15 protein-coding genes are annotated in these 22,775 nt (G+C 39.0%); 9 read left to right on the plus strand and 6 right to left on the minus strand.

Going from position 1 to position 22,775, the window contains the following annotated elements; all coding sequences use genetic code 11:
• Positions 1-164 precede the first annotated feature (164 nt).
• Complete coding sequence (locus H5159_RS13175; protein WP_024597139.1) at positions 165-374, plus strand: hypothetical protein; 210 nt, start codon at positions 165-167, stop codon at positions 372-374.
• Here H5159_RS13175 and H5159_RS13180 read toward each other — a convergent pair.
• Together H5159_RS13180 and H5159_RS13185 are read right to left on the minus strand one after the other, a co-directional pair.
• Positions 371-976: an alpha/beta fold hydrolase gene (locus H5159_RS13180; protein ID WP_149601930.1), complete on the minus strand. Its 606-nt coding sequence runs from the start codon at positions 974-976 to the stop codon at positions 371-373. The two genes, H5159_RS13175 and H5159_RS13180, sit on opposite strands and share 4 nt — an antisense overlap.
• A 183-nt stretch (positions 977-1,159) precedes the next feature.
• Complete coding sequence (locus H5159_RS13185) at positions 1,160-1,696, minus strand: YaeQ family protein (RefSeq protein WP_182725042.1); 537 nt, start codon at positions 1,694-1,696, stop codon at positions 1,160-1,162.
• A gap of 91 nt (positions 1,697-1,787) precedes the next feature.
• Between H5159_RS13185 and ylqF the strand changes: the two genes are divergently transcribed.
• A complete protein-coding gene (gene ylqF, locus H5159_RS13190) occupies positions 1,788-2,732 on the plus strand; it encodes a ribosome biogenesis GTPase YlqF (RefSeq protein WP_004334981.1) in 945 nt (314 codons plus the stop codon).
• A gap of 553 nt (positions 2,733-3,285) precedes the next feature.
• Here the strand turns inward: ylqF and H5159_RS13195 are convergent.
• Positions 3,286-6,264, minus strand: coding sequence for a DUF3857 domain-containing transglutaminase family protein (locus tag H5159_RS13195; RefSeq protein ID WP_182780416.1), 2,979 nt, complete (start codon positions 6,262-6,264; stop codon positions 3,286-3,288).
• 498 nt (positions 6,265-6,762) lie between these two features.
• Here H5159_RS13195 and H5159_RS13200 point away from each other — a divergent pair, with 498 nt between their 5' ends.
• From H5159_RS13200 to fusA, 7 genes are all read left to right on the plus strand, one after another.
• Positions 6,763-8,004, plus strand: a complete 1,242-nt coding sequence (locus H5159_RS13200) for an OprO/OprP family phosphate-selective porin (protein WP_008136526.1) — start codon at positions 6,763-6,765, stop codon at positions 8,002-8,004.
• An 11-nt stretch (positions 8,005-8,015) separates the two neighbouring features.
• On the plus strand, positions 8,016-8,987 hold the full coding sequence (locus H5159_RS13205; RefSeq protein WP_008136527.1) for a tripartite tricarboxylate transporter substrate binding protein: 972 nt from the start codon (positions 8,016-8,018) through the stop codon (positions 8,985-8,987).
• Positions 8,988-9,000: 13 nt separating this feature from the next.
• A complete protein-coding gene (locus H5159_RS13210) occupies positions 9,001-9,468 on the plus strand; it encodes a tripartite tricarboxylate transporter TctB family protein (RefSeq protein ID WP_008136528.1) in 468 nt (155 codons plus the stop codon).
• 3 nt (positions 9,469-9,471) lie between these two features.
• Complete coding sequence (locus tag H5159_RS13215; protein WP_008136529.1) at positions 9,472-10,992, plus strand: tripartite tricarboxylate transporter permease; 1,521 nt, start codon at positions 9,472-9,474, stop codon at positions 10,990-10,992.
• 11 nt (positions 10,993-11,003) lie between these two features.
• On the plus strand, positions 11,004-12,626 hold the full coding sequence (locus H5159_RS13220; RefSeq protein WP_024597083.1) for a sensor histidine kinase: 1,623 nt from the start codon (positions 11,004-11,006) through the stop codon (positions 12,624-12,626).
• Positions 12,627-12,640: 14 nt separating this feature from the next.
• The gene (locus tag H5159_RS13225; RefSeq protein WP_008136531.1) at positions 12,641-13,366 is read left to right on the plus strand and encodes a response regulator; all 726 of its coding nucleotides are present in this window, start codon (positions 12,641-12,643) and stop codon (positions 13,364-13,366) included.
• Between the two features lie 206 nt (positions 13,367-13,572).
• Entirely contained in the window at positions 13,573-15,657 is a 2,085-nt protein-coding gene (fusA, locus tag H5159_RS13230; protein ID WP_004334977.1) for an elongation factor G, read from the plus strand.
• Positions 15,658-16,128: 471 nt separating this feature from the next.
• On the opposite strand, the gene mdoH is transcribed toward fusA, so the two are convergent.
• From mdoH to H5159_RS13245, 3 genes are all read right to left on the minus strand, one after another.
• Positions 16,129-18,090 (minus strand): glucans biosynthesis glucosyltransferase MdoH, encoded by a 1,962-nt coding sequence (mdoH, locus tag H5159_RS13235; protein ID WP_182780417.1) that lies wholly within the window; start codon positions 18,088-18,090, stop codon positions 16,129-16,131.
• Positions 18,062-19,681 (minus strand): glucan biosynthesis protein, encoded by a 1,620-nt coding sequence (locus tag H5159_RS13240; RefSeq protein WP_182693856.1) that lies wholly within the window; start codon positions 19,679-19,681, stop codon positions 18,062-18,064. The genes mdoH and H5159_RS13240 overlap by 29 nt, the downstream gene beginning before the upstream one ends.
• 330 nt (positions 19,682-20,011) lie before the next feature.
• Complete coding sequence (locus H5159_RS13245) at positions 20,012-22,744, minus strand: ExeM/NucH family extracellular endonuclease (protein ID WP_182780418.1); 2,733 nt, start codon at positions 22,742-22,744, stop codon at positions 20,012-20,014.
• Positions 22,745-22,775 lie beyond the last annotated feature (31 nt).

Here is a 22,775-nt window from a genome sequence, read left to right on the forward strand (position 1 = left end):
ATACTACCCCTCAAAAATAAATAAAACCCAGAAGTATATAAATCATGATCTAAAACAAACTTTATTCAAGGTAATAACTTAGCTATTTTTTTATTGATGTAGGTCAAAAATCATCCACCCTAACGGCGCATAATAATGTTGTTGAAATAATTAGGAGAGATAACATGCATGCAAAAACAGCGAAACAAAATAAAGCAGAGTTAATCGTGGTAGGAATTGCAGTCATCGCATTTGTGCTTGGGCTAGTCGCGCACTTAGCAGGAGCAAGCTTTGCGAACTCAGATTTTTTTGGTTACATTGCGGCGCCCATTCCGCTGATACTGGCTGTGATATTTTTAATTAGTTATAAAATAGCAGCCAATGCTGAGGATTAATCTTTCTCGTTTAAGCACTTTAAAATGTAATCGAGTACTTGGCGCGAGTAAATCATACTGGTATGGCTTAAATGAAACACTTTGTGTTCGGCCATACCTTTAAGTTTGGTTTCATCTAGTAATACGGTGCCATCTGATTTGCTACCTTTGACTATTAAAGGCATAAGCCCAATAGGTAAATCGCCTGCGATACTATAAAGCTTAGCTTTAAAAGGCCAATTACCATTTTTAGTAAGCAAAAACTCAACACTATTTTTTAAAAATGATTCAAACCCTTTTTGCTTCATTTTTTGCGCTATATGGCTGCCTTTATGTGGAGTACCCAGTGTAATTACCTTCGTAATATTCTGGCTAGCAGGAGAGTTTGCCTCTAGGTAAGCACGTGCAATAAGCCCTCCCATTGAGTGGCATACAAGCGCTGCAGGTTCGTTAGAAATACACTCATCAATTTGTGCAAATATGGTATCGCGGTGAGGGTCGAGCGTATTATAGGTAATGTTTAATACCGTCATACCCGATTCTTCAAGTCGTGAACAAAGTGGGCGCATAACAAAGCCAGACATATACAAGCCATGTAAAACAATAACGTGTTTAACTTTCATATGCTCCCTAATACCAATTTTATTAAAAACATGATCATCCTAGCGTATTAAATAATCCGCTACCTGCGTTAAAAATTATTTATATAAAACAACTATATGTCATAATTTTCGCCTTGTTATCGACTTATTTATTTGTCGCTATAATACATAACTAATTTAATGCAATTGGTATAACTACCGTAATTACATTAACTTTAGCGGTTTTATTTCAATATTGGTTGTATCGGTATTTACCCATACTTCACCATCTTGAATGGTAATGGCGAGCTTAATTCCACGATCAACCAAAGCAGCAAGTGCTTGTGTTGCTGCGTAATCAAGGCTAAAAATACTTAGATTTTTAAATTCATATAATTTAGGTTGATGTTTTTGCCACCAAATTGCTTGATTGTTTTCACCATAAGTATACAGCACCACTTTTTTAGATTTATTACAGGCTTTTTTAAGGCGTTTCTCATCTGGTAAGCCAAGTTCAACCCATAGTTCTATTTCTTCACTATAGCTTACATGCCAAAGTTCAGGCTCATCATCAGCACTTAATCCTTTAGTAAATTCTAAACCATCACAGCTATTTAGCGCAAAAGCGAGTAAGCGAATCATCAACCGTTGGTCGGTTTCTGATGGGTGTTGAGCCAAGGTTAAATTAAAATCTTGATAAACGTGGCGGTCCATATCGCTAAGCGATAACTGCACTTTCATAATGGTGGATTTAAGAGCCATAACAACTAATCTGAAAAAATTTGCGCCAGTATAGCGCAATTAAATGAATTGCCAGTTAAAATAGCGGTTAATTATACGTTAGGAGTTAAAAATGGCTATCCAGTGGTTCCCTGGGCACATGAATAAAGCCCGCAATGAAATTAAAGAAATAATGCCACAAATGGATGTGATCATTGAAGTGCTTGATGCGCGCATTCCCTACAGTAGTGAAAACCCGATGGTGGCAACCTTGCGTGAAGGTAAGCCGGTCATCAAAATTTTGAACAAAGCTGATTTAGCTGATCCTAAAATGACTCAAATCTGGAAAGATTATTTTGAGCAAGAAAACGGTGTTAAAGCGATTTCTTTTGGGCATGATAAAGCAGCTGAAGTACACCGTATTAATGAGCTTTGTAAAAAGCTAGTGCCGCATAAAGTGGGTGCAGATAAGCAAATTAAAGCCATGATCATGGGTATTCCTAACGTGGGTAAATCTACGTTAATTAATGTATTGGCTGGGCGTATAGTTGCAAAAACAGGTAATGAGCCTGCTGTTACTAAAGCGCAACAACGCATTAAGCTTGAAGACGGTATTATGCTTTACGATACGCCAGGTATGTTGTGGCCAAAAGTAGAAAACGAAAACTCAGGTTATCGCTTAGGCGCCACCGGTGCCATTCGTGATACAGCACTTGAGTATGAAGAAGTAGCAAGTTACACAGCTGAGTACCTATTGCGTGCATACCCTGAGTTATTAAAAGCGCGTTATAAAATAGATGAATTACCACAAAGTGATTGGGAATTTGTTGAAATGGCGGGGAAAAAACGCGGCTGTATTCGTGGTGGTAATCAAATAGACACATATAAAATGTCTGAAATACTAATCAACGAATTACGCGACGGTATCATTGGCCGTATTACTATGGAAACTCCGCAAATGCGTGAGGAAGAAGAAGTAATGGTTGCTGGTTTACGCGCTGCAGCAGAAGCTAAAAAGGCAGCTAAAGAAGAAGAGAAAAAACAACGCCGAGCACGCGCACGTAAAAACCGTCGTTAATTGATTTAGTTTAATTTAACCAACTAAATTACAGACATAAAAAAAGCCCGTAAGGGCTTTTTTAGTTTCATATCTACCGTCACCGATATGAGCAATGTAGCAAGTAAAATAGTAGGGCGGTTACTCATCATCAACATCAAGGGGCGTTGCGGTTCATAACAAGTAACCATAGCTGTTTACGTGCGCCACACGTTGTTTCAGGGTCGAGAAACAAATCAATTCATTCCTTAACAAGTGGTATGCAATCCGTCTTGTTGATATTGATTATCAGTTAGATCTAACTATCTGTCAATATCTAAATGCAAATAATTCTTATTATTGGTGAGTTTGTTTTTTATTCATATATAAATCGGCTAGTTAGCACTGACATTTAATAAAAATACTTACTTTGGTTGAACAATTAAGAATAAAAAATAGATGCTTAATACTTATTAAATAATTTGATATGGATTTTTATTATAAAAGCATTGCTTGTAAAACCTTAGCCCCTAAAGATCAACAGCCTTTAATTTATGGCTAAAAATATTCGTACTTAACTGGATATTTTAAGCCACTAACGCACTTTATTTGCTGTTATACGTAAATTAATCTGCTCTACTAGTACTTTATCCTGCTTGTTTAGACGCCCTACAATGAGCAAGAAATCACTACCGTCAGTTTTTATTACTTTAATGCTTGTGTTATCAAGTTTGGTTTTACCGTATGTGGTTTCTATTTTTTCTATGTCTTTAAAGTGACTAAGATCTGATTCAAGCTTACCGTCATCGTTTTTGTAGTAACTAAAAATATAGTTCTCGGTTATTCCGTTACCGTCTTCTCGGTAATCAAACATTGCATCGCTATAAAAATAAAGTATTTCTTCGTTTTCAGGTGTTAGGCGATTACGTTTTAAAAAGTGTACTTGGTAAGGCCATAAACTATCGCCTTTTATAATTGCAGCATTGGGTAAAATATTTACTTCTTGAAGTACGCCTAAAAATAATAGAGGTGCAAACGCAAGCGAGATTAAATACTGTCTAATTCGCCAGTATGAGTTGTAATGTAGGGCTTCTTTACTTATATCGGTTTGCTCAATGTAACTAACTAGGGGCAACCATAAAAATGGCATTATACAAATCACTATGGTTGCGTATTCGTCCATACGATAAGCAAAGGCGCTGGCAAGTACCATTAGCCAGAGTGTTAAGGCAGTCCAGTTAGGCATTACTCTATTTTTGTTTAACTGTTGTTGGCTGTGCTGTGCAAGTGCGAGATACAAAGGGTAATACCATAAAAATGCAAATATACCTCGAGCAATAGGCATAATACTTGAGTTATCGCGCTCTTTAATGGCCTTAAAGTTACGATAACTCCAGTAGTTAACAAATATGCCTAAACTTAAAATACTGTAAATAATAAACTTACTTACAGATACAGCATAAAATGGACTATCTTCAAATTTAACTTTTTTTGCTGACTCTAATCGCCAATCGGCGAAGAAGAATATGAGCACTAAAATATAGCCAGCCAACACATATTTAAGCCAGCTATAACCAAAGCTATCTAGCACATCAGCTGTTGTTTGAGGCGTTTCGCTCGCCTTTGCATATTTTAGAATAGGGTAATGGGTTGCTGATATTAACTTTTTACGCTGTGCTAAATAATCATCTATTTGATCCGCTTTAATATGATCTTGTTTTGCGTAATAGTTATAGCTCAGTGTTAAAACATTATCATTAAATTCAGTAGTTGTTTTTAGATTGAAGTAGTCGTTGTCAATTTCTTCTTGATCGCTATCAAATCCCCAACCTTTTTCTGCAAAATGTAGTTTTATTGTGGTGTTAATTATATCGGGGTAGTCAAAGTAAAGTGGGTCGGTACGATTTACCTGCTTTGGTTCGTAAACGCTATTTTGTATTTCACTCGCATAAAAACTAGCTTCGTAGCCTTCGTCTGTTTTTTCCCAAAATTCACTAATTAAATACGATTCTTTGGTTATTAGATTCCCCGTTTTTTCTTGCTCACTAATTGCCATTGCTTCATTGATTGATAAGCCATTTAAAAAACCTTGGTAATACTCGAAGTAAGATTTAGCAACGCTATTTAGACCACTGCTGGCTATATTGTTTCTTCGGTTAATTGCTTCAAATTCAGCATAAGTGTACTGGGTTTCAAAACGTGATGACTCAGATACTTTTTCAGCAATAAAAAAGTTATCCTCTACAGATACATTTGTATGTACAGGTTTTTGCGCCATTGAAGTTAAAGCGCTTTCACCTTTATCAATAATTAGGGCATAGCCATAATCAGGCTGTGCTAAATATTCGAGAGTACCTCGCTGGTAGCTAACCGTAGGATCGAGCCAGTAGCGTTTTCCGTTTTGTTTAAGCGTAACAATAACGTGATTAAATACACTTGCAGAAGGTGGAAGTTCTTTTAAACGTTTGGTTTCCTCTGTATCAACTAGCGCAGGGAAGGCTTCTATATCCATCGCTTTTAATAACGAGATAAGCAGTACTGTTTTATCTTTGCAATCGCCGTATCGTAGCGAAAGCGTTTCTGAAGCTGACGTTGGTTGATGCGAGTTAGTGCCCATTTCAAGCCCTAAATATCGAACTTCGTCTTGGCTAAAGCGCAGTGCTGCTGCAATTTTATCTGATGTTTTTGTGTGTTTTGCTTTTATTTTTTTAGCTATATCCAAAATGCTGCTTGGGGTTTCTATGGCTGATTGATAAAGCGGATATGCCCAGTTAACTACCTGACCCCAATCGTCAAACTCAGAAAAGTAAACTTGTGTATATGGGTCGTACCACGTTGGGGTTTGAGAATTCTGCTCCAGTAAAGGTTCTTCAAAAAGAGTTATAGAATAATCTTTGCCATATTTATTAAGCGTTTCTTGAATATCTGCTGTGCCGTTTATTGTATTTATATGTAGAGGTGTTTGTTTACCCCAAAGTACACGCATATTTTGTTGCACTACGGGTACCGACCAGTTCAGCGTGCGTCTTGTACTAAACTTATTAGCATATATAGGGTTGCTGCCTGTCACTGTGTAGCTGTAATCGAGTATGTCGCCACTGCGCATATCATCAATAATAATATTGAGTGATAAGCTACCATTATAAATACGCTCAGCTAATTCAGATTCACTCTGTATAACCGTCATTCTCGCGCTATCAAGCTTATCAATGTGCTCATTATTTCTGATAATCGTTAAGCTATTTAGTGTTAGCGACTCGTAACTTGGATCAAAATCAAGACTAAGCTGGCTTATATAATCAACACCACTTTGATTTAAAGCTTTCATAACCAAACGCGTATAGCGTTGCTGTTTTTGTCTGCTCGGTATATAGGATTGGTTATCGAGTAACAAATAAAGTGTGCCGTCACGTACCTTGGTTATGTCGGAATGTTTGGGTTGCTCAATAATATGTGTATTAACCCAATTAGCTGGTTTATCTATTTTATATTGCTGCGCAAAAATATTATGAGAGAAAATTAATAAGGTAAGTGCAATTAGCCAAGAGCTGAGTCGAAGGAAGTTCCATTTCATTGTAGGGTCTTATAGTTGTTTTTATAAATACTATTGAAGGAATAATGTACCAAATTCAGGCTTTTTTGACAATGTGATGTTAACAAATTCATTGTTGAGCAGTTAATTAATAGTATATAAATAAACTGCTATGGTAAGTGCGAAACGCTTAACCCCCTCAAATGTTCCTAAAATGATTTTCTAGTTGTATTGCTAAATCATAATTAGCTAAGCCTACTTTATTGTGGGCTTTATTAGAGCTGCAAAAATCCTATCTATTTATTCGTACGGTAATCATTCAAACCTTTAAAAGTGTTTATAAATCAAAATATAACAGTAACTGTTTTTGCTCTTTTTGTTCATGAACTTTATGAGCAAAAAGCATATAACGATCATCAATGCACCTTACCTTCTAAATATTTAGTTAATTTCACGTTAACAATAAGCTGCGAGTTAGATAGCAGTTTGTCGTCGCTTATCTACCTGACAATAAATACATACACAAGCGTGGAGAAAATAATGAAAGCAAGTAACACACAACTCGCTTTGGCAGTTGCTGCAGCATTAGCAAGTACATCCGTTTTAGCCGATAACGATACGCAAAAACTACAAGAGGAATTAGATGCGTTACAAAAAGAAGTAAGTGCACTAAAAACAACCAGTGGTTTTAATTTAGAGTTTGGTGGACGGGTTCAGCTCGACTACAACTATTTTGATGGTGCTTACAATGCTGATAACGAGGGCTCTGGCGGGAGCAATTTTTTCCCTCGTCGTATTCGTACTTACGTTGAAAGTGAGCACGGAAATTGGGATCACAAGTTGTTACTCGAGTTTGCCGAAGGCACTGCTGAAATAGTGATGGCGCGTGTTCGCTATGCGTTTGATAACGGACTTAAAGTTAAAGCAGGTAAAATTCGCGAAGATATATCGCTAAATGCATTAACCAGTTCAAAGCACATTAATACAATTGAGCGTAGTTCGCTTGCCAATACTTTCTCCCCATTTTTTCGTTGGGGCGCTTCTGCCTATCAATATTTTAAAGACTCTGGCTTTCGTTACGCGATAGGCGTTTATAAAAATGATGCATTTGGTGCAACAGGTAGCGATGAAAACGATAAGCTTACTCTTGCTATTACTGGGCGTGCTACATGGTCGAGTACATCACCTGGCGATGTAATTCATTTAGGCGTGTGGCATTCATATCGCGATATGGGTGGCAATGAATTAGGCGCACGTTTTGCGCGTGGTGAAGTGCGCGAGACTAATACTCGCCTTGTTGATTATGCTGCTGGTGGTGTAACAAGCCCACTTGATAGTTTATCGCAAACCGGTCTTGAGTTTGCTTATCAGGCGGATTCTTTAACACTTGAGGCTGAATATGCAAGCCGCTCACTTGATGCCGCTAATAGTGCTGATTTTTTAGATGGCGAGCGCTTTGATGGTTTTCATGTATCGGCAAGTTACTTTTTAGGTGGAGAACAGCGCCAATACAAAGCGAGCTCTGCATTATTTGTACAACCTAAAAATATTAAAGATGCATGGGAGTTGGTGGCACGTGTTTCAGAAGTAGATGCTACAAGTAGCTTACAAGGCACAAAAGCGACAACTTATACATTAGGTACATCTTATTACGTAAGTAGTGATATTAAGTTTATGGGTAATCTAATTTACAGCGATGTAGAAGGTGCCGGTACTACTGCGCTGGTTGGCGACGAAGACTCTGGTATGGGCTTTAGTGCACGTATGCAGTATTTATTTTAAAGGGACACACAATGAAATTATTTAAATCATTACAAACGACCATACTTGCAGCATCGTTAGTACTTAGCAGCCCAATGGCAATGGCCGACACTCACTTTTTAATCCCTGGCGGACCTGGTGGTGGTTGGGATACAACAGCCCGTGGTATAGGCGAAGGTTTAGTTAAGTCAGGCATTGAAAATAATGCATCTTTTCAAAATATGTCTGGTGGTGGAGGCGGTCGTGCTATTGCGTATTTAATTGAGTCGGGCACTAAAAAGGGCGATATTTTAATGGTTAACTCAACGCCTATCGTATTGCGCGCGTTAAGTGGCCGAATTCCTTATAGCTATCGCGATTTAACACCTGTAGCCAGTATGATTGCAGATTATGGCGCGTTTGTAGTGCGTAACGATTCTCCATTTAAAACTTGGGAGGATGTTATTAAATCAATAAAAGAAGATCCAAGTTCGGTAAAAGTAGCGGGCGGTTCTGCTCGCGGCAGTATGGATCACTTAGTGGCGGCTCAAGCTGTTAAAGCTGCGGGTATAGATGGTCGACGCCTACGTTATATTCCTTACGATGCAGGCGGTAAAGCTAAGGCTGGGTTGCTTTCAGGCGAAGTGAATTTACTTTCTACTGGCTTAAGTGAAGCGCTTGAAGTAGCTAACGGTGGTCAAGCACGTATTTTAGCGGTTACATCGGGTGAGCCCTTACCTGATTACCCAAAAATACCCACACTTAAGTCACTAGGTTACGATATGGAATTTGTTAATTGGCGTGGTCTTTTTGCTGCACCTAATTTACCCGCTGAAAAGTTAGCACAGTACACAAAAAAACTACGTGAGTTGCAAAGTACACCTGAGTGGGAAGCTGTACGAGCTCGTAACGGTTGGCTAAATCTTTTTCAAGAAAAAGATGAGTTTATTAAGTCACTAGAAGCACAAGAAGTGCAGCTTAGAGCTGTAATGGAAGAGCTTGGCTTTATCCGCACATTGCCGTAATCGAGGTTTTAAAATGACGAATCGAGAATTAATAGGGCCAAGTTTATTCTTGGCGCTATTTACTTTATACGCTGTGGTTGCATGGCAAATTCCGCTACTACCGTTTGAAGAATACGAAACGGTTACCTCAGCGACACTTCCTAAAGTATATGCCGGGTTTGGTATTGTGGTGTGCTTACTTTCTATTGGTTCAACATTGCTTAAACCAAGAGAGAAAACTAATACTGATGATGTTCTTGAAAAGTCACACGTACTGCGCACCTTTGGTTTATTAATATTAATGGTAATTTATAGCGCGGCACTGGAGCCAATTGGTTTTTTAATTTCTACTAGTGCGTTTTTGCTTGCGGGCTTTTTTGTGATGGGCGAAAGACGTAAGGGAATTTTGCTATTTGCATCGATACCGGTTGCGGTGGTTTTTTGGTTTTTGATGACTCAAGTATTGGGTATTTACTTGGTTCCGGGCGATTTGTGGAGTTAAGTTATGTTTGATGGAATTATGCTTGGTTTGTCGACCGTGCTCGACTTTAATAATTTAATGTACGTTATAGCTGGCTGCTTGGTAGGTACTTTTATAGGTATGTTACCAGGATTGGGGCCAATTACCGCAATTGCCTTGATGATCCCAATTACTTACAGCATTGGCGCCGATTCGGGCATGATTTTAATGGCGGGTGTTTATTACGGCGCTATTTTTGGTGGCTCTACGTCATCTATTTTAATTAATGCGCCTGGCGTGGCGGGTACGGTAGCTTCCTCCTTTGATGGCTACCCGCTTGCTAAACAAGGGCATGCAGGTAAAGCATTGGCAATTGCTGCTTATTCCTCCTTTATAGGCGGAACGATTGGCGCCATATTATTAATGGTAGCTGCACCTTTATTAGCAAAAGTGTCATTGAGTTTTCAATCCCCTGATTATGTTGTGTTGATGTTTTTAGGCTTAACAGCTATTGCAGCATTTTCAAATAAAGGGCAATTTTTAAAAGCAATGATGATGACTGTGTTTGGCTTGATGCTAGCAACGGTTGGTATTGATCCATCATCAGGGACTGACCGATTTACCTTTGGGCAACCTGATTTACTCGACGGAATAAGCTTTTTACTGGTTGCTATGGCAACGTTTGCATTAGCCGAGGCGCTTGTAAATGTTGTAAAACCAGAGAAAAAAGATGCTAAAAACATTAATGACTCAGACACACCGCAAATAGGTTCAACCAAGTTAAGTAAAGCCGAGATTAAAGAGATAGCACCAGTGATTGGTCGCTCGTCTATTTTAGGTTTTATAGTGGGGGTGTTACCGGGTGCTGGTGCAACTATTGCAAGCTTTATGGCTTATGCAACAGAGCGAAATTTAGCGCCAAAAGGTTTGAAAGAAAAGTTTGGTAAAGGCTCATTACGTGGTTTAGCTGCGCCAGAGTCGGCAAATAATGCGGCGTGTACAGGATCGTTTGTTCCACTGTTAACGCTTGGTATTCCGGGCTCAGGTACTACGGCAATTATGCTAGGTGCTTTGATTGCTTACGGCATTCAACCAGGTCCAATGCTTATGCAAGAAAACCCAAGTGTATTTTGGGCGGTTATTGTAAGTATGTACTTTGGTAATATTGTACTGCTTATTTTAAATTTGCCGCTTATTCCTTACTTTGCAAAAGTATTAGCAATGCCTAAGTCGGTACTCACCGTGATGATATTGTTCTTTAGCTTAATTGGTGTTTACTTAGTGTCCTTCAATACCTTCGACTTATTTATGATGGTAGGATTTGCGGTGGTTGCGCTAGTATTGCGATTACTGTCATTTCCTATGGCACCACTATTATTAGGTTTTATATTAGGAGATATGATTGAGCGAAACTTCCGTCGTTCAATGATGATTTCTGATGGCTCATTAAGCTTTTTATGGGATCGTCCGCTAACATTGAGCATATTTGTAATTTCAATTTTAGTGCTGTTGTTTCCGTTAAAAGATTATTTAATGCAACGCCGTGCAGACAAAGTAAATGCATAATTGAGAATGAAATGAAAAACACCAACAAGCTAAATCCATTGCAAAACATGGTCACAAAACCTAAGCGATTAGAAACACGATTAATTATTTGGGTAACAGGATTGTGTGTATTGCAGGCTTTATTATTTGGCGCGTTGGTGTATCAACTTACAGCGCAAAGCTTACATAACCATATTGGTGATAAAGCATTAGCTGTGGCAAGCAGTATTGCCACACGTGCTGATGTAATTAATGCACTGAAAATACCTAGTGACTTAACCGCTATTAACATGAAAATTGAAGATTTACGACAGCTTGTAGGTGCTGATTTTATTGTTGTTGGCGATGAAAATGCGCTTCGTATTGTGCATCCAGATGAAGATAAAATTGGCAAAAAAATGGTCGGAGGCGATAGCAAAGCTGCATTAAAAGGTGAACGCTATATTTCGGTGGCCCATGGTAGCTTAGGTGAATCAATTCGTGGCAAAGTGCCGGTGTACGCAGGTAATAATGAAATAGTAGGCGTTGTATCGGTTGGTTTTTTAGTACAATCAATCGATCCGCTTATTCTCTCTCGCAGTAGTGAAATTTTAATATGGGGCTTAATACTTGTAGGTTTAAGTATACTGGCGGCTATTTATATTGGACAGCGTGTCAGAAATGCTATTTTTGGCCTGCAGCCAGATGAAATTGCACGTTTGTTTTCAGAACAAGATGCAATTTTAAATACGGTACGCAGCGGTATTATTGCACTCGACCCGGACGGAAAAGTACGAAAACTCAATCAACGCGCCTGCGAAATATTAGATAAACCAACTTCAATTCTTAATCAGAACCTCAGCTTAAACGATTTATTACCTGAACATGCAGAATTTTTATTGCGTAATCAGCGACGTAAAATAGTGGGTTTTGAATTATTTGCCGCCGATAAACGCCTTATATTATCGAGATTTTCTTTGCAAGTGCAAGGGCAGGCGGATGGTATTTTACTGAGTATGCGCCCCTCTGATGAACTTGAGTATTTAAGCCAACAACTTACTAAAGTTCAGGCTTTTGCAGAGCTTTTAAGGGTACAAACTCATGACTATTCTAATAAGCTCAACTTAATTGGTGCGTTAGTGCAAATGGGCAAAAACGAACAAGCTATAGAAATAATAGGGCAAGAAAGCCAGGGCTCTCAGGCACAAATTCATAACTTGTTAGAGCGCATACAAGACCCTGTGCTTGCTGGTTTGTTGGTGGGTAAATATCATAAAGCAAGAGAATTAAATGTTGCGCTTGAGCTTAACCCCGACAGCCTACTTGGTGTTATTGCACGTAAAGATATGCTCGAGCGAGTTGTGTCTATTTTAGGTAATCTTATAGATAATGCGATTGAGGCTGCTATTAGGTCATCGAACTCTCGCTCTGCAAAAGTACGGGTAACCGTTGATGAAACCAGCCAAACTCTCTTATTTGATGTAGAAGATACAGGCTTTGGGTTAGGTTCTGACCATGATGTTATTTTTACCCCTCAGTACAGCTCTAAATCAGGAGCAGAGCATGGTATTGGTTTATATTTAGTAAAAACAAATTTAGACTCATGCGGTGGCACGTTAGAAATTGGTGAGTCAGACCTACTTGGTGCAAGACTAAGTGTTTACATTCCAAAATAATAAGAGCATTAAACATGACGTATTCAGTAGTAATAATTGAAGACGAAGTAGAGGTAGCACAGCTATTAGCGCAGTACTTGTTATTACCAAATGGTGTCGCAGGTAGTCAAACGCCAAAGCAAAGTTTAAGGCAAGCACAGTATCAGGTAGTGGGCATTGCAGGTAATTTAAGCACGGCAACAGCCTTACTGCATGCAATTGAACCCGATTTGATTTTACTCGATATACATTTACCTGATGGTAACGGACTTGATTTATTGACCGACTTACGACGTCGAACGATTAAAAGTGAGGTTATGCTGCTCACTGCTGCAAAAGAGGTCGAAACCCTTGAAAAAGCAATGCAGTTAGGTGCATGCGACTTTTTAGTAAAACCATTAATGTTAAACCGACTTGATCAAGCACTCGCACGTTTTGAATCACGTCAGCAATGTTTTTCTGATGCAAGTGAAGTAACGCAGTCAATGGTTGATATGTTATTTGGTTCAAAGCAGCAAACCAACACGTCTGTTCGTTTACCAAAAGGGGTCGATCAACTTACCCTGCAAAAAATACATGATGCTTTTGTAGAGCACGCAACCACTGCATTTACTGCTCAGCAAATGGGCGATTTGGTCGGTGTGAGTCGCTCTACAGCACGCCGTTACTTAGAGTATTTGCTTGAATCAGGTAAGTTAACAGCGGATCAAAGTTATGGCAGTATTGGCCGTCCTGAACGTTGCTATAAAATAGCGAAGTAACTTGGTGTATCTGAAACTTAAGTATTAAACGCTATTAATTTCAATGTCTTGCGTTTTTTTTGTTATGTTTGATATTTAATAGATTCTGACGATAAAAAAAATATGTTGAATTGATTGCATTTTAAGCGGCTTGTATGGTGATGTTCGCATTAAGTGATGTTATACTCCTGCCGAATAATTTATCGACTTTATTAAGAGTAAAATTAATGGCAGATTTATCGAAGTACAGAAACATTGGTATTTTCGCGCACGTTGATGCGGGTAAAACCACGACTACTGAGCGTATCCTAAAGCTTACTGGTCAAATCCATAAAACAGGTGAGGTTCATGATGGTGAATCTACTACTGACTTCATGGAACAAGAAGCTGAGCGCGGTATTACTATCCAGTCTGCGGCTGTAAGCTGTTTCTGGAAAGATCACCGTTTTAACGTTATCGATACTCCTGGACACGTTGACTTCACAGTTGAAGTATACCGTTCACTTAAAGTATTAGATGGCGGTGTTGGTGTATTCTGTGGTTCTGGTGGTGTTGAACCACAATCAGAAACTAACTGGCGCTATGCTAACGAATCAGAAGTTGCACGTATTATCTTTGTAAATAAATTAGACCGTATGGGTGCTGATTTTTACCGTGTAACTGAGCAAGTACGTAAAGTACTTGGCGCAACTCCACTAATCATGACTTTACCAATCGGTATCGAAGATGAGTTTGTTGGTGTTGTAGATGTTTTAACTAAAAAAGCGTACGTATGGGATGACACTGGTCTTCCAGAAAACTACGAAATCACTGACGTTCCTGCAGACATGGTAGAAAAAACTGATGAATACCATGAAATGCTTATCGAAACTGCTGTAGAGCAAGACGATGACCTTATGGAAGCGTACATGGAAGGTGAAGTACCTTCTATCGAAGATATCAAGCGTTGTATCCGTAAAGGTACTCGTGACCTTGCTTTCTTCCCTACGTTCTGTGGTTCTGCTTTCAAAAACAAAGGCATGCAACTAATCCTTGATGCTGTTGTTGACTACTTACCTGCTCCAACAGAAGTTGATCCTCAACCTCTTATGGATGAAGAAGGTAACGAAAATGGCGAATTCGCAATCGTATCTGCTGACGAACCTTTCAAGGCGCTAGCATTTAAGATAATGGATGACCGTTTTGGTGCATTAACTTTCGTACGTATCTACTCAGGTAAGCTTAATAAGGGTGACACTATCCTTAATGCGTTTACTGGTAAAACTGAGCGTGTTGGCCGTATGGTTGAGATGCAAGCAGATGACCGTAACGAATTAACTAGCGCACAAGCTGGTGACATCATTGCTATCGTAGGCATGAAAAATGTGCAAACTGGTCACACTCTATGTGATCCTAAGCACCCAGTAACACTTGAGCCAATGGTATTCCCAACTCCAGTAATCTCGATTGCTGTACAGCCTAAAGATAAAGGCGGTAATGAGAAAATGGGTGTTGCTATCGGTAAAATGGTTGCAGAAGATCCATCTTTCCAAGTTGAGACTGATGAAGATTCAGGCGAAACTATCCTTAAAGGTATGGGTGAGCTTCACTTAGATATCAAAGTTGATATCCTTAAGCGTACTTACGGTGTAGACCTTATCGTTGGTCAACCACAAGTTGCTTACCGTGAAACTATCACTCGTGAAATCGAAGATAGCTACACGCATAAGAAACAATCTGGTGGTTCTGGTCAGTTCGGTAAAATCGACTACCGCATCAAGCCAGGCGAAGTTGCTTCAGGCTTCACGTTTAAATCATCAGTTGTTGGTGGTAACGTACCTAAAGAATTCTGGCCTGCAGTTGAGAAAGGCTTTAAGTCAATGATGGGCGAAGGTGTTCTAGCTGGCTTCCCAGTATTAGACGTTGAAGTTGAACTTTTTGACGGTGGTTTCCATGCCGTGGATTCATCAGCAATCGCGTTCGAAATCGCTGCTAAAGGTGCTTTCCGCCAATCGATCCCTAAAGCGGGCGCACAACTTCTTGAGCCAATCATGAAAGTTGACGTGTTCACTCCAGAAGATCACGTTGGTGATGTAATCGGTGACCTTAACCGTCGTCGTGGTATGCTAAGCGACCAAGAAGCTGGTTTAACTGGCGTTCGCATTAAAGCTGACGTTCCGTTATCAGAAATGTTCGGTTACATTGGTTCACTACGTACAATGACATCTGGTCGTGGTCAGTTCTCTATGGAGTTCTCACACTACGCACCATGTCCACAAAACGTAGCTGACACAGTAATCGCTGCAGAAAAAGAGAAAAAAGCTGCTAAGTAATTAGCTCTTTAACTCTTTAAAAAACCCGCACATGTTGCGGGTTTTTTATTACCTATAATTTGGTTTTATTTTTTATAGTATTTTATAGCTGCTTTTTATTATTAATTAGTCCTATATTTTTAATTAATAAAAAGGTACTAGAGCAATTTATTTATATTGTTACAAAGCAGGGATTTGTTATACACGTCTATGCACAGAGCGTTATATCAATAGTGAGGAAATTACTGTTGTATCATTTAGCTCGTTTTTTCTTTTCACTATTTTTAAGTAGAACTGGAGAATGGTAAGGTTTTTCATTTTTATAACTGGCAACTTGATGATGAAACGCAATCAGTTATTTCTAAAATGTACTGTAATAAGTTAGCTAGAAAAATAGAAAATATTAGCGGCAAATGCAGCGCATGATTTTTTAATTTAGATAGAAAAAAGGAGCAATTAATTGCTCCTTTTTTGTTTTTATTTTATAACGCGCTAATTAAACTTTTTTATAGCCTTAGCTTTTAGCGCTTTAATCTTTAGCCTGCGTGGCTTTTTAAAAGATTGTATAGGCATTGATACCATATGCTCTTGTGGCAGTGCCGGAATTGTTTGTGGGTAAGTTCCTTCCTTTGGCACGGAAATCTCTTTTAGATGTACTTTAAGCGCCTCTAGAGTTGAGTCGTTATCAACTTCACTAGGGCAAATAAATATACCTAACTTTCTTAGTTGTACGCCGAGTTTGATACTACTGGTATAACGGATAATTGGAGCACCTAATACTAAGCCTAATAATATAGGTGATAGCCACCAAAAGAATACAGGTGTGAAGTAGTAGGCTGTGCTACCCCATGCTATAGCCACAATAGTAGAGAATAACGTATAACCAAACGCTTCTTTCCACGGAACCATACGACCTTCGCGCGGTTGTGCATCCCACTTCACTTTTTTACCTAAAAATACGCAAAGTACAAAGTAAGCATGAAATACCATCATTAATGGCGCAACAATAATAGCAAATACAGTTTCAATAATTGAACCTAGGATTAACTTAATTGAACCACCAAAGCGTTTGTTTCTATGTATTAGGGTGACTATTACGCCCATTAATTTAGGCATTAATAAAATAACAATAGTTAAATACAAGAGTGAATCAATAAGATCGGTTTTAGCTATTTGCCATGTAGGAAATAATTGATAAACACGGTTAAAGTACACATCACTATTTAATGCGCGCGTTACTGCATCAATAGTACTTAGCGCTAGCATTGAGAGCCAAATTAGTGATGAAATATAAGCGGTTGCACCTAATAGAAAGTGCAGCTTACTCATTAATTTTAATTTAGATGACGATAGTAAACCTAAGTGCTGAATATTACCCTGTACCCAGCGTCTATCGCGTACAGCATAATCGAGAATATTACTTGGTACTTCTTCGTAGCTACCTTCAATATCTGATAGTAATAGTACGTCCCAACCTGCACTATGAAGTAGTGATGCTTCTACAAAGTCATGACTTAAAATCTCACCGCCAAAAGGTGCGTTACCTTTGAGTGTTGGCAAGCCACAGCACGTTATAAATGCTTCAACTCTAATGATTGCATTATGACCCCAGTAGTTGGCTTTATCTGTTTGCCAAAATGCTGAGCCAGTAGCGAGCATTGGGCTATATAGCACTGACGCAAACTGTAAAAAACGACCAAAAAAGGTATCTTGACGAACAGGTATTGGAATCGTTTGGATCAGGCCTGCTTGTGGGTTGTTTAGCATGCTTGTAGTAAGTTCTAACATACATTTACCGGTCATTACGCTATCTGCATCAAGCACAATCATATGGTCGTAATTACTTCCCCAGCGCTCACAAAAGTCGGTTAGGTTACCTACTTTGCGGTGTTTGTTATCTTCGCGACGACGATAAAAAACATGCTTTGCTGTATCCCCTAAACGTTCGCACAATGCATGCCATGCACTTAGCTCGTTTTTAACTATTTGAGGGTCTTGTGTATCGCTTAATAAATAAAAATCAAAATTATCAAGCTGACCAGTTTCTTTTAACGATTGTAGACTTACTTCAAAGCCCGCGATAACACGGTGGGTATCTTCGTTATAAATAGGCATTACAACGGCGGTTTTCTGAGCGTTAATTGCCTCGTTATTGAACTCAATTGGTTTAATACGTTTTAACGTAAGCGGGTCAATTCGAAACAACTGTAGTACAAAGCCGATTGTGCCACTACAAAAAGCCGTTACAATCCAAGCAAATGTGATTGAGAATAATACTAAAAGGGCATACTCAAGTAATGTCATACCGTTTGAGCTTAAAATCTCAAACATAATAGATATGCCGTAGCCAGATGTGCCAAGTGCCGCAATGGCAAATAGCCATACTCTTAGTGTTTTGAATGGCATTGGAGTGCCCCTACCTTTATTACTTGATGTCATTTGGGTACCAAACATAGCTCCATACCTCGCTAATTTCTTTGTCACGTAGTTTTAACGATAAACGCATATCAACGGGTTGATCGTCCTGTGGTGCAATTTTAAAGGCTACACGCCATCCACGTGAATCCGGAAGTTTTTGTACATTCACGTCGGTTACTTCGCCTGTTGTAAGTTGAATGTCGGCATCTAGTTTTAACTGTTTAGACAGTTGATTTATTTCTGATCCAGTAAAATCAACAGTAAATTGGCGGTGGCTTTTTGGTGGTGGGTTGTCCTCACCTGGTAAAGCGGCGCTACCAATTCTTGTACGTAGTACACGTGCTTTCTCGTGCTGAGTTAAAACTGAATTAAAGGTGGTCATTTTGTAGCTTAATTTTAATGAATCTCCGGCCTTCATTGGTTTTTCTGGTACCCAGTAACTTACGATATTGTCGTTAGTTTCTGTATCAGTCGGTATTTCTACAAGCTCTACACGACCATTTCCCCACTCACCTTGTGGTTCAATCCATAGGCTAGGGCGGTCGTGGTAATGTGCTTCTGTGTCTAGATAGTTATTAAAGTCTCGGTCTCGTTGAGCTAACCCAAAACCTTTTGGGTTATTGTACGAAAATGAAGTAACGCTGAGTTGTGATGGGTTGTTAAGAGGGCGCCATACCCACTTGTCATCAGCAGATTGAGTTAATAGGCCATCCGAGTCATGAACTTCAGGGCGATAGTCATCAAAAAATTTGGTGCTGTTTTCGCCGTGATAAAACATACTCGTTAATGGTGCTACACCTAGTTTTTTAATATCTTTACGCGCAAAAATCTGCATATCAACATCAACTAGCATATTCGTTGTAGGGTCGACGCTAAATTTGTACGCACCAGAAATAGATGGACTATCCAACAATGCAAAAATGGTGATTTGTGTTTGCTCTGCCTTTGGTTTAACTAACCAAAACTCTTTGAACATTGGAAATTCTTCACCCGAATTCTCAGCAGTATCAATGGCAAGGCCTCTTGCTGATAAGCCATAAACTTGTTGAGGGCCAACGACTCTAAAATACGATGCTCCCTGAAATACCATTACTTCGTCTTTATACTCGTTAGTATTTAATGGGTAATGTAAGCGAAATCCAGCATGGCCTAGTTGAGTGCCCGCCACACTTTTAGCTATTTCTTCTTGTAGTGGTGCAGCAGTGCCATCGTATTGGTAAAAGTCGGTGCTGAAAGGTAAGCGGCTACGTTTAGAGTCGCTATCAACAGTATTTATTGTTACAGGTGTTTTATATAAAAAACCAGGGTGGAATAATTGCAGCTCGTACAGGCCTTCATCTTTCCACACCGCTTTGTCTTTTTTAAATCGAATTGAACGGTAGTCTTGATAATCAATATTATTTAGTGCTTCAAGCTCGATGTTTTTAGGTGCCACATATTCTTCGCTTGCTAGCTTTTTAGCGCGAGCGCTAATTACATCAAATAAGCTACTTTGTGGAATTGCTACATCAACAGTTGCAGCAATCGCTTGGTTGCTATTGCCCCAAGTCGAAAAAATAATAAGTAGACCCAGTAGTGGTGCTGACTTTTTTTGCCATTTAGGCAAGTTTTGGGTTAGTTGTTTCATTCTCATTCCTTTATAAAAACACGACTTATTTTTACGTTTAGGGTAAATATTGATTTTGTTTTGTAAGTATCTTCTAATTTACTTAAAGCAAAATGTGAACCCTTATAAAAGTTCATATTTTTCAATAGGAAAACCAATATACGTAACTCATTGAGGTTTTTGTTGTGTAAAATTCACTCAATCTTATGTAGTTGTTACTGATTAATTACTAGAAGACTCACTAATCGTATGAACATATTACGGGGAGTTTAATGAAGCTTGTCTGAATTACATTTGTATAAAATAAAAAAGCCGCAAAAGCGGCTTTTTATATGTTTAGATTTTACTTAATTATTTCTTTTTAAATCGACGCACTATTGATAGTGGTGCTAAAAGAAGTGATAACCATAATAATGAACCTGCATCATTATCATCATCTGAGCGTAAGTTATTTACCTTAACGGCTACTTTTTCAATGTTTGATAAGTTACCAGCACTATCTTGAGCTTGTACTGTTAAAGTAATACGATTTTCGAATTCGTAATCAATCTCTCCAGCAACAATTAACTGCCCCTCATTGTTAATAGAAACGCTGTCATTATCAGATGTAATAAATTTAACAACAGGTGATTCATCGGCATTTGGATCACTAAAATCGAGCGTGCCGATAATTGTGCCAATTGCGCTGTTTTCATCGATTGCAAAAACTTGATCGGCTGCAATTACAGGTGTTTGCTCTTCAGGCGTTAAAGTAATTTCAGATTTAATGTCAATAATCACAGGGTCATGGTCTGATGCGCGGTATGCACTTTCAGAGTACAAGCTAGATTGTTGACCTTCGCTTTTAAACTCTACATTGTAATCAAGTGAAATAGGTTCATCTGCGTTGATATGCCAATCGGTTGCAGCGACAACTTTGCTAAGTAATGATTGTGTAGCTACTGCATGGTCTAAACTTCCTGCACGACCAGAAAAGCTATAAGAATAACCAAGTGTATCACCATCAATTTCAGCAACTACATTTTTGTAGCCTTTATCAGCAAATGCACGTATTGGATCTTCCATTGCGTAAGCATTCATATCGCCGACTAAAATAGTATCTTCGTCATCAACACCGGTTGGTTTGCTATCAAGCCAATCTGCGAATGCATTAGCACCTTGCGTGCGTATTTCATTCCAACAGCCTTGGCCATCACCTAAATCTGCATTATTTCCAGAAGCACTACCACAGCTTTTAGATTTAAGATGTGACACAGCAACAGTAAATACTTCATCAGTTTCTATTGATTTAAAGCTTTGTGCAATTGGAGCACGGTTACTAAAATCAAATGGAGCCTCAGTTGTAATGGCAGCAGTGCCTACTTCTTCTACTTTGTTAGCACGATAGATAAGTGCGGTAGTAATTGCATCGGTACCAATTTGATCTACGTTAAAATCAACAAATGCATAGTTGTTAGCACTATCTGCATCATTTAATGCATCTACTAAGCTAGCAATTGCACTAAATTCGCCAAAGCCATCATTCTCAATTTCCATTAAACCAACAACATCGGCCTCAATAGCGCTAATAGCACTTACAATTTTAGCTTCTTGACGAATAAATTCAGCTTCAGTATCTGCACCTCGAGATGTAGGGAACCCTCCGCCTTGGCCATCACCATTGAAGTAATTAAGTACGTTAAAGCTAGCTACACGTAAATCTGCTTCAGCATTAAGTTCAGGCGCATCTTCACGTGCATTTGTTGCAATAAACGAAGGCGCTAAAGTTGGGTGAATTCGGTAAAGACCGAAGCTATAAGCAAGTGCCCCTGTAACAGTATTAACAGTATCGCCAGTTCGTAATGTATTTTCTGCCGATAAGCCTGGAGTTGGATAAGCTGTAGGGTCTAAGTTTTGTACTGTAGAGCCATCATCTATTAAAATCTTTTTAAGTAGATTTTCAGTTTCAACTGCATTAGCAGCATCGCCAGGTAACGCAACCTGAGTACCTTGGTACAAGCGCTCTGTTGCTAATTCAACTTCACCATATCGACCAAGACCAAAGTTATTAGTCACTACTAATGGTTGCTCTAATGTGACTAACATACCTTCAAAAGCTTCTAAATCAGTTGTATTAGCTAAAGGTAAAGTGATTTTTGTAGCTGCTGCAGCTAAACCAGTGCCACACACCGCAACTTGGCTAACACTGCCAATTTGTGTTGCATCAAAATATTCTTCAACAGTACCTTTTACACGTACATGGTCGCCTACATTCACGTCAGTATCTGCAAAATATACAAATACACCTTCAGAGGTAAGTGGATTTGCATCTATATCAGCAGCTAGTGAGTTAACAAAAAAGCCTTTTAATTGTTCATCACCTTGAAAATCGGCGCTTACAACACCTTCAAGTTCTACTAATGTACCTACAAGTGGGCTAGCAGAGCCGTCACCTTGAATAGCATTTATTAGTGTTTTTTCTGCACCACAAACTAGTGGTTCAAGTGGTTCTGGCTCAGGGTCTGGCACAGGAGCGGTACCGCCGTTTCCTGTGTGTGAGCCTAATCCATCAAAGGTGTCAATATCAAACTGTTCCCATTCTTCGCTAGGATCAAAAATGGCTGTCGAGTCAGTTCGGCCTGTGGTAATACTATCTTTTCTTCGCAGCGTTTTGTTAACCGTAGTTACACCCCCTTCAGACCACTCTGAACCCGGATCAACACCAACTTGACCAAAACTATCAACAATTACACCGTCTTTAGTTAAAACAAGGGCATCATCACCGTTATAGTAGGTTACTGTGCTGGTTTCATCTGCAATATCAAGTATTGCAGCTGCTGCACTGGGGTTTGAAATAATGTAGGTGGTATTGGCGGCCAATGTTCCGGTTAAATCAATCGAGTTGCCAATCGAACTGCTACCATTTGAATAGAGTCCTAAAGTATAACCTTCAAGAGAAAGCTCCGTATCAGCATTATTATAAAGCTCGATTGCTTTATTATTACTGCTTCCCTCTATATATTCTGAAATGATTAGATCAGCGGATGCTGGTGCACTGAGACTTGCTATAACAAGTGCGAGTGGTGTTATTTTTGTTTTAAACATTTTTTATTATTCCCGTGTATTAATCCCAAAA

The sequence above is a fragment of the Pseudoalteromonas sp. SG43-1 genome, from assembly GCF_014164415.1.
Lineage (GTDB): Bacteria > Pseudomonadota > Gammaproteobacteria > Enterobacterales > Alteromonadaceae > Pseudoalteromonas > Pseudoalteromonas distincta.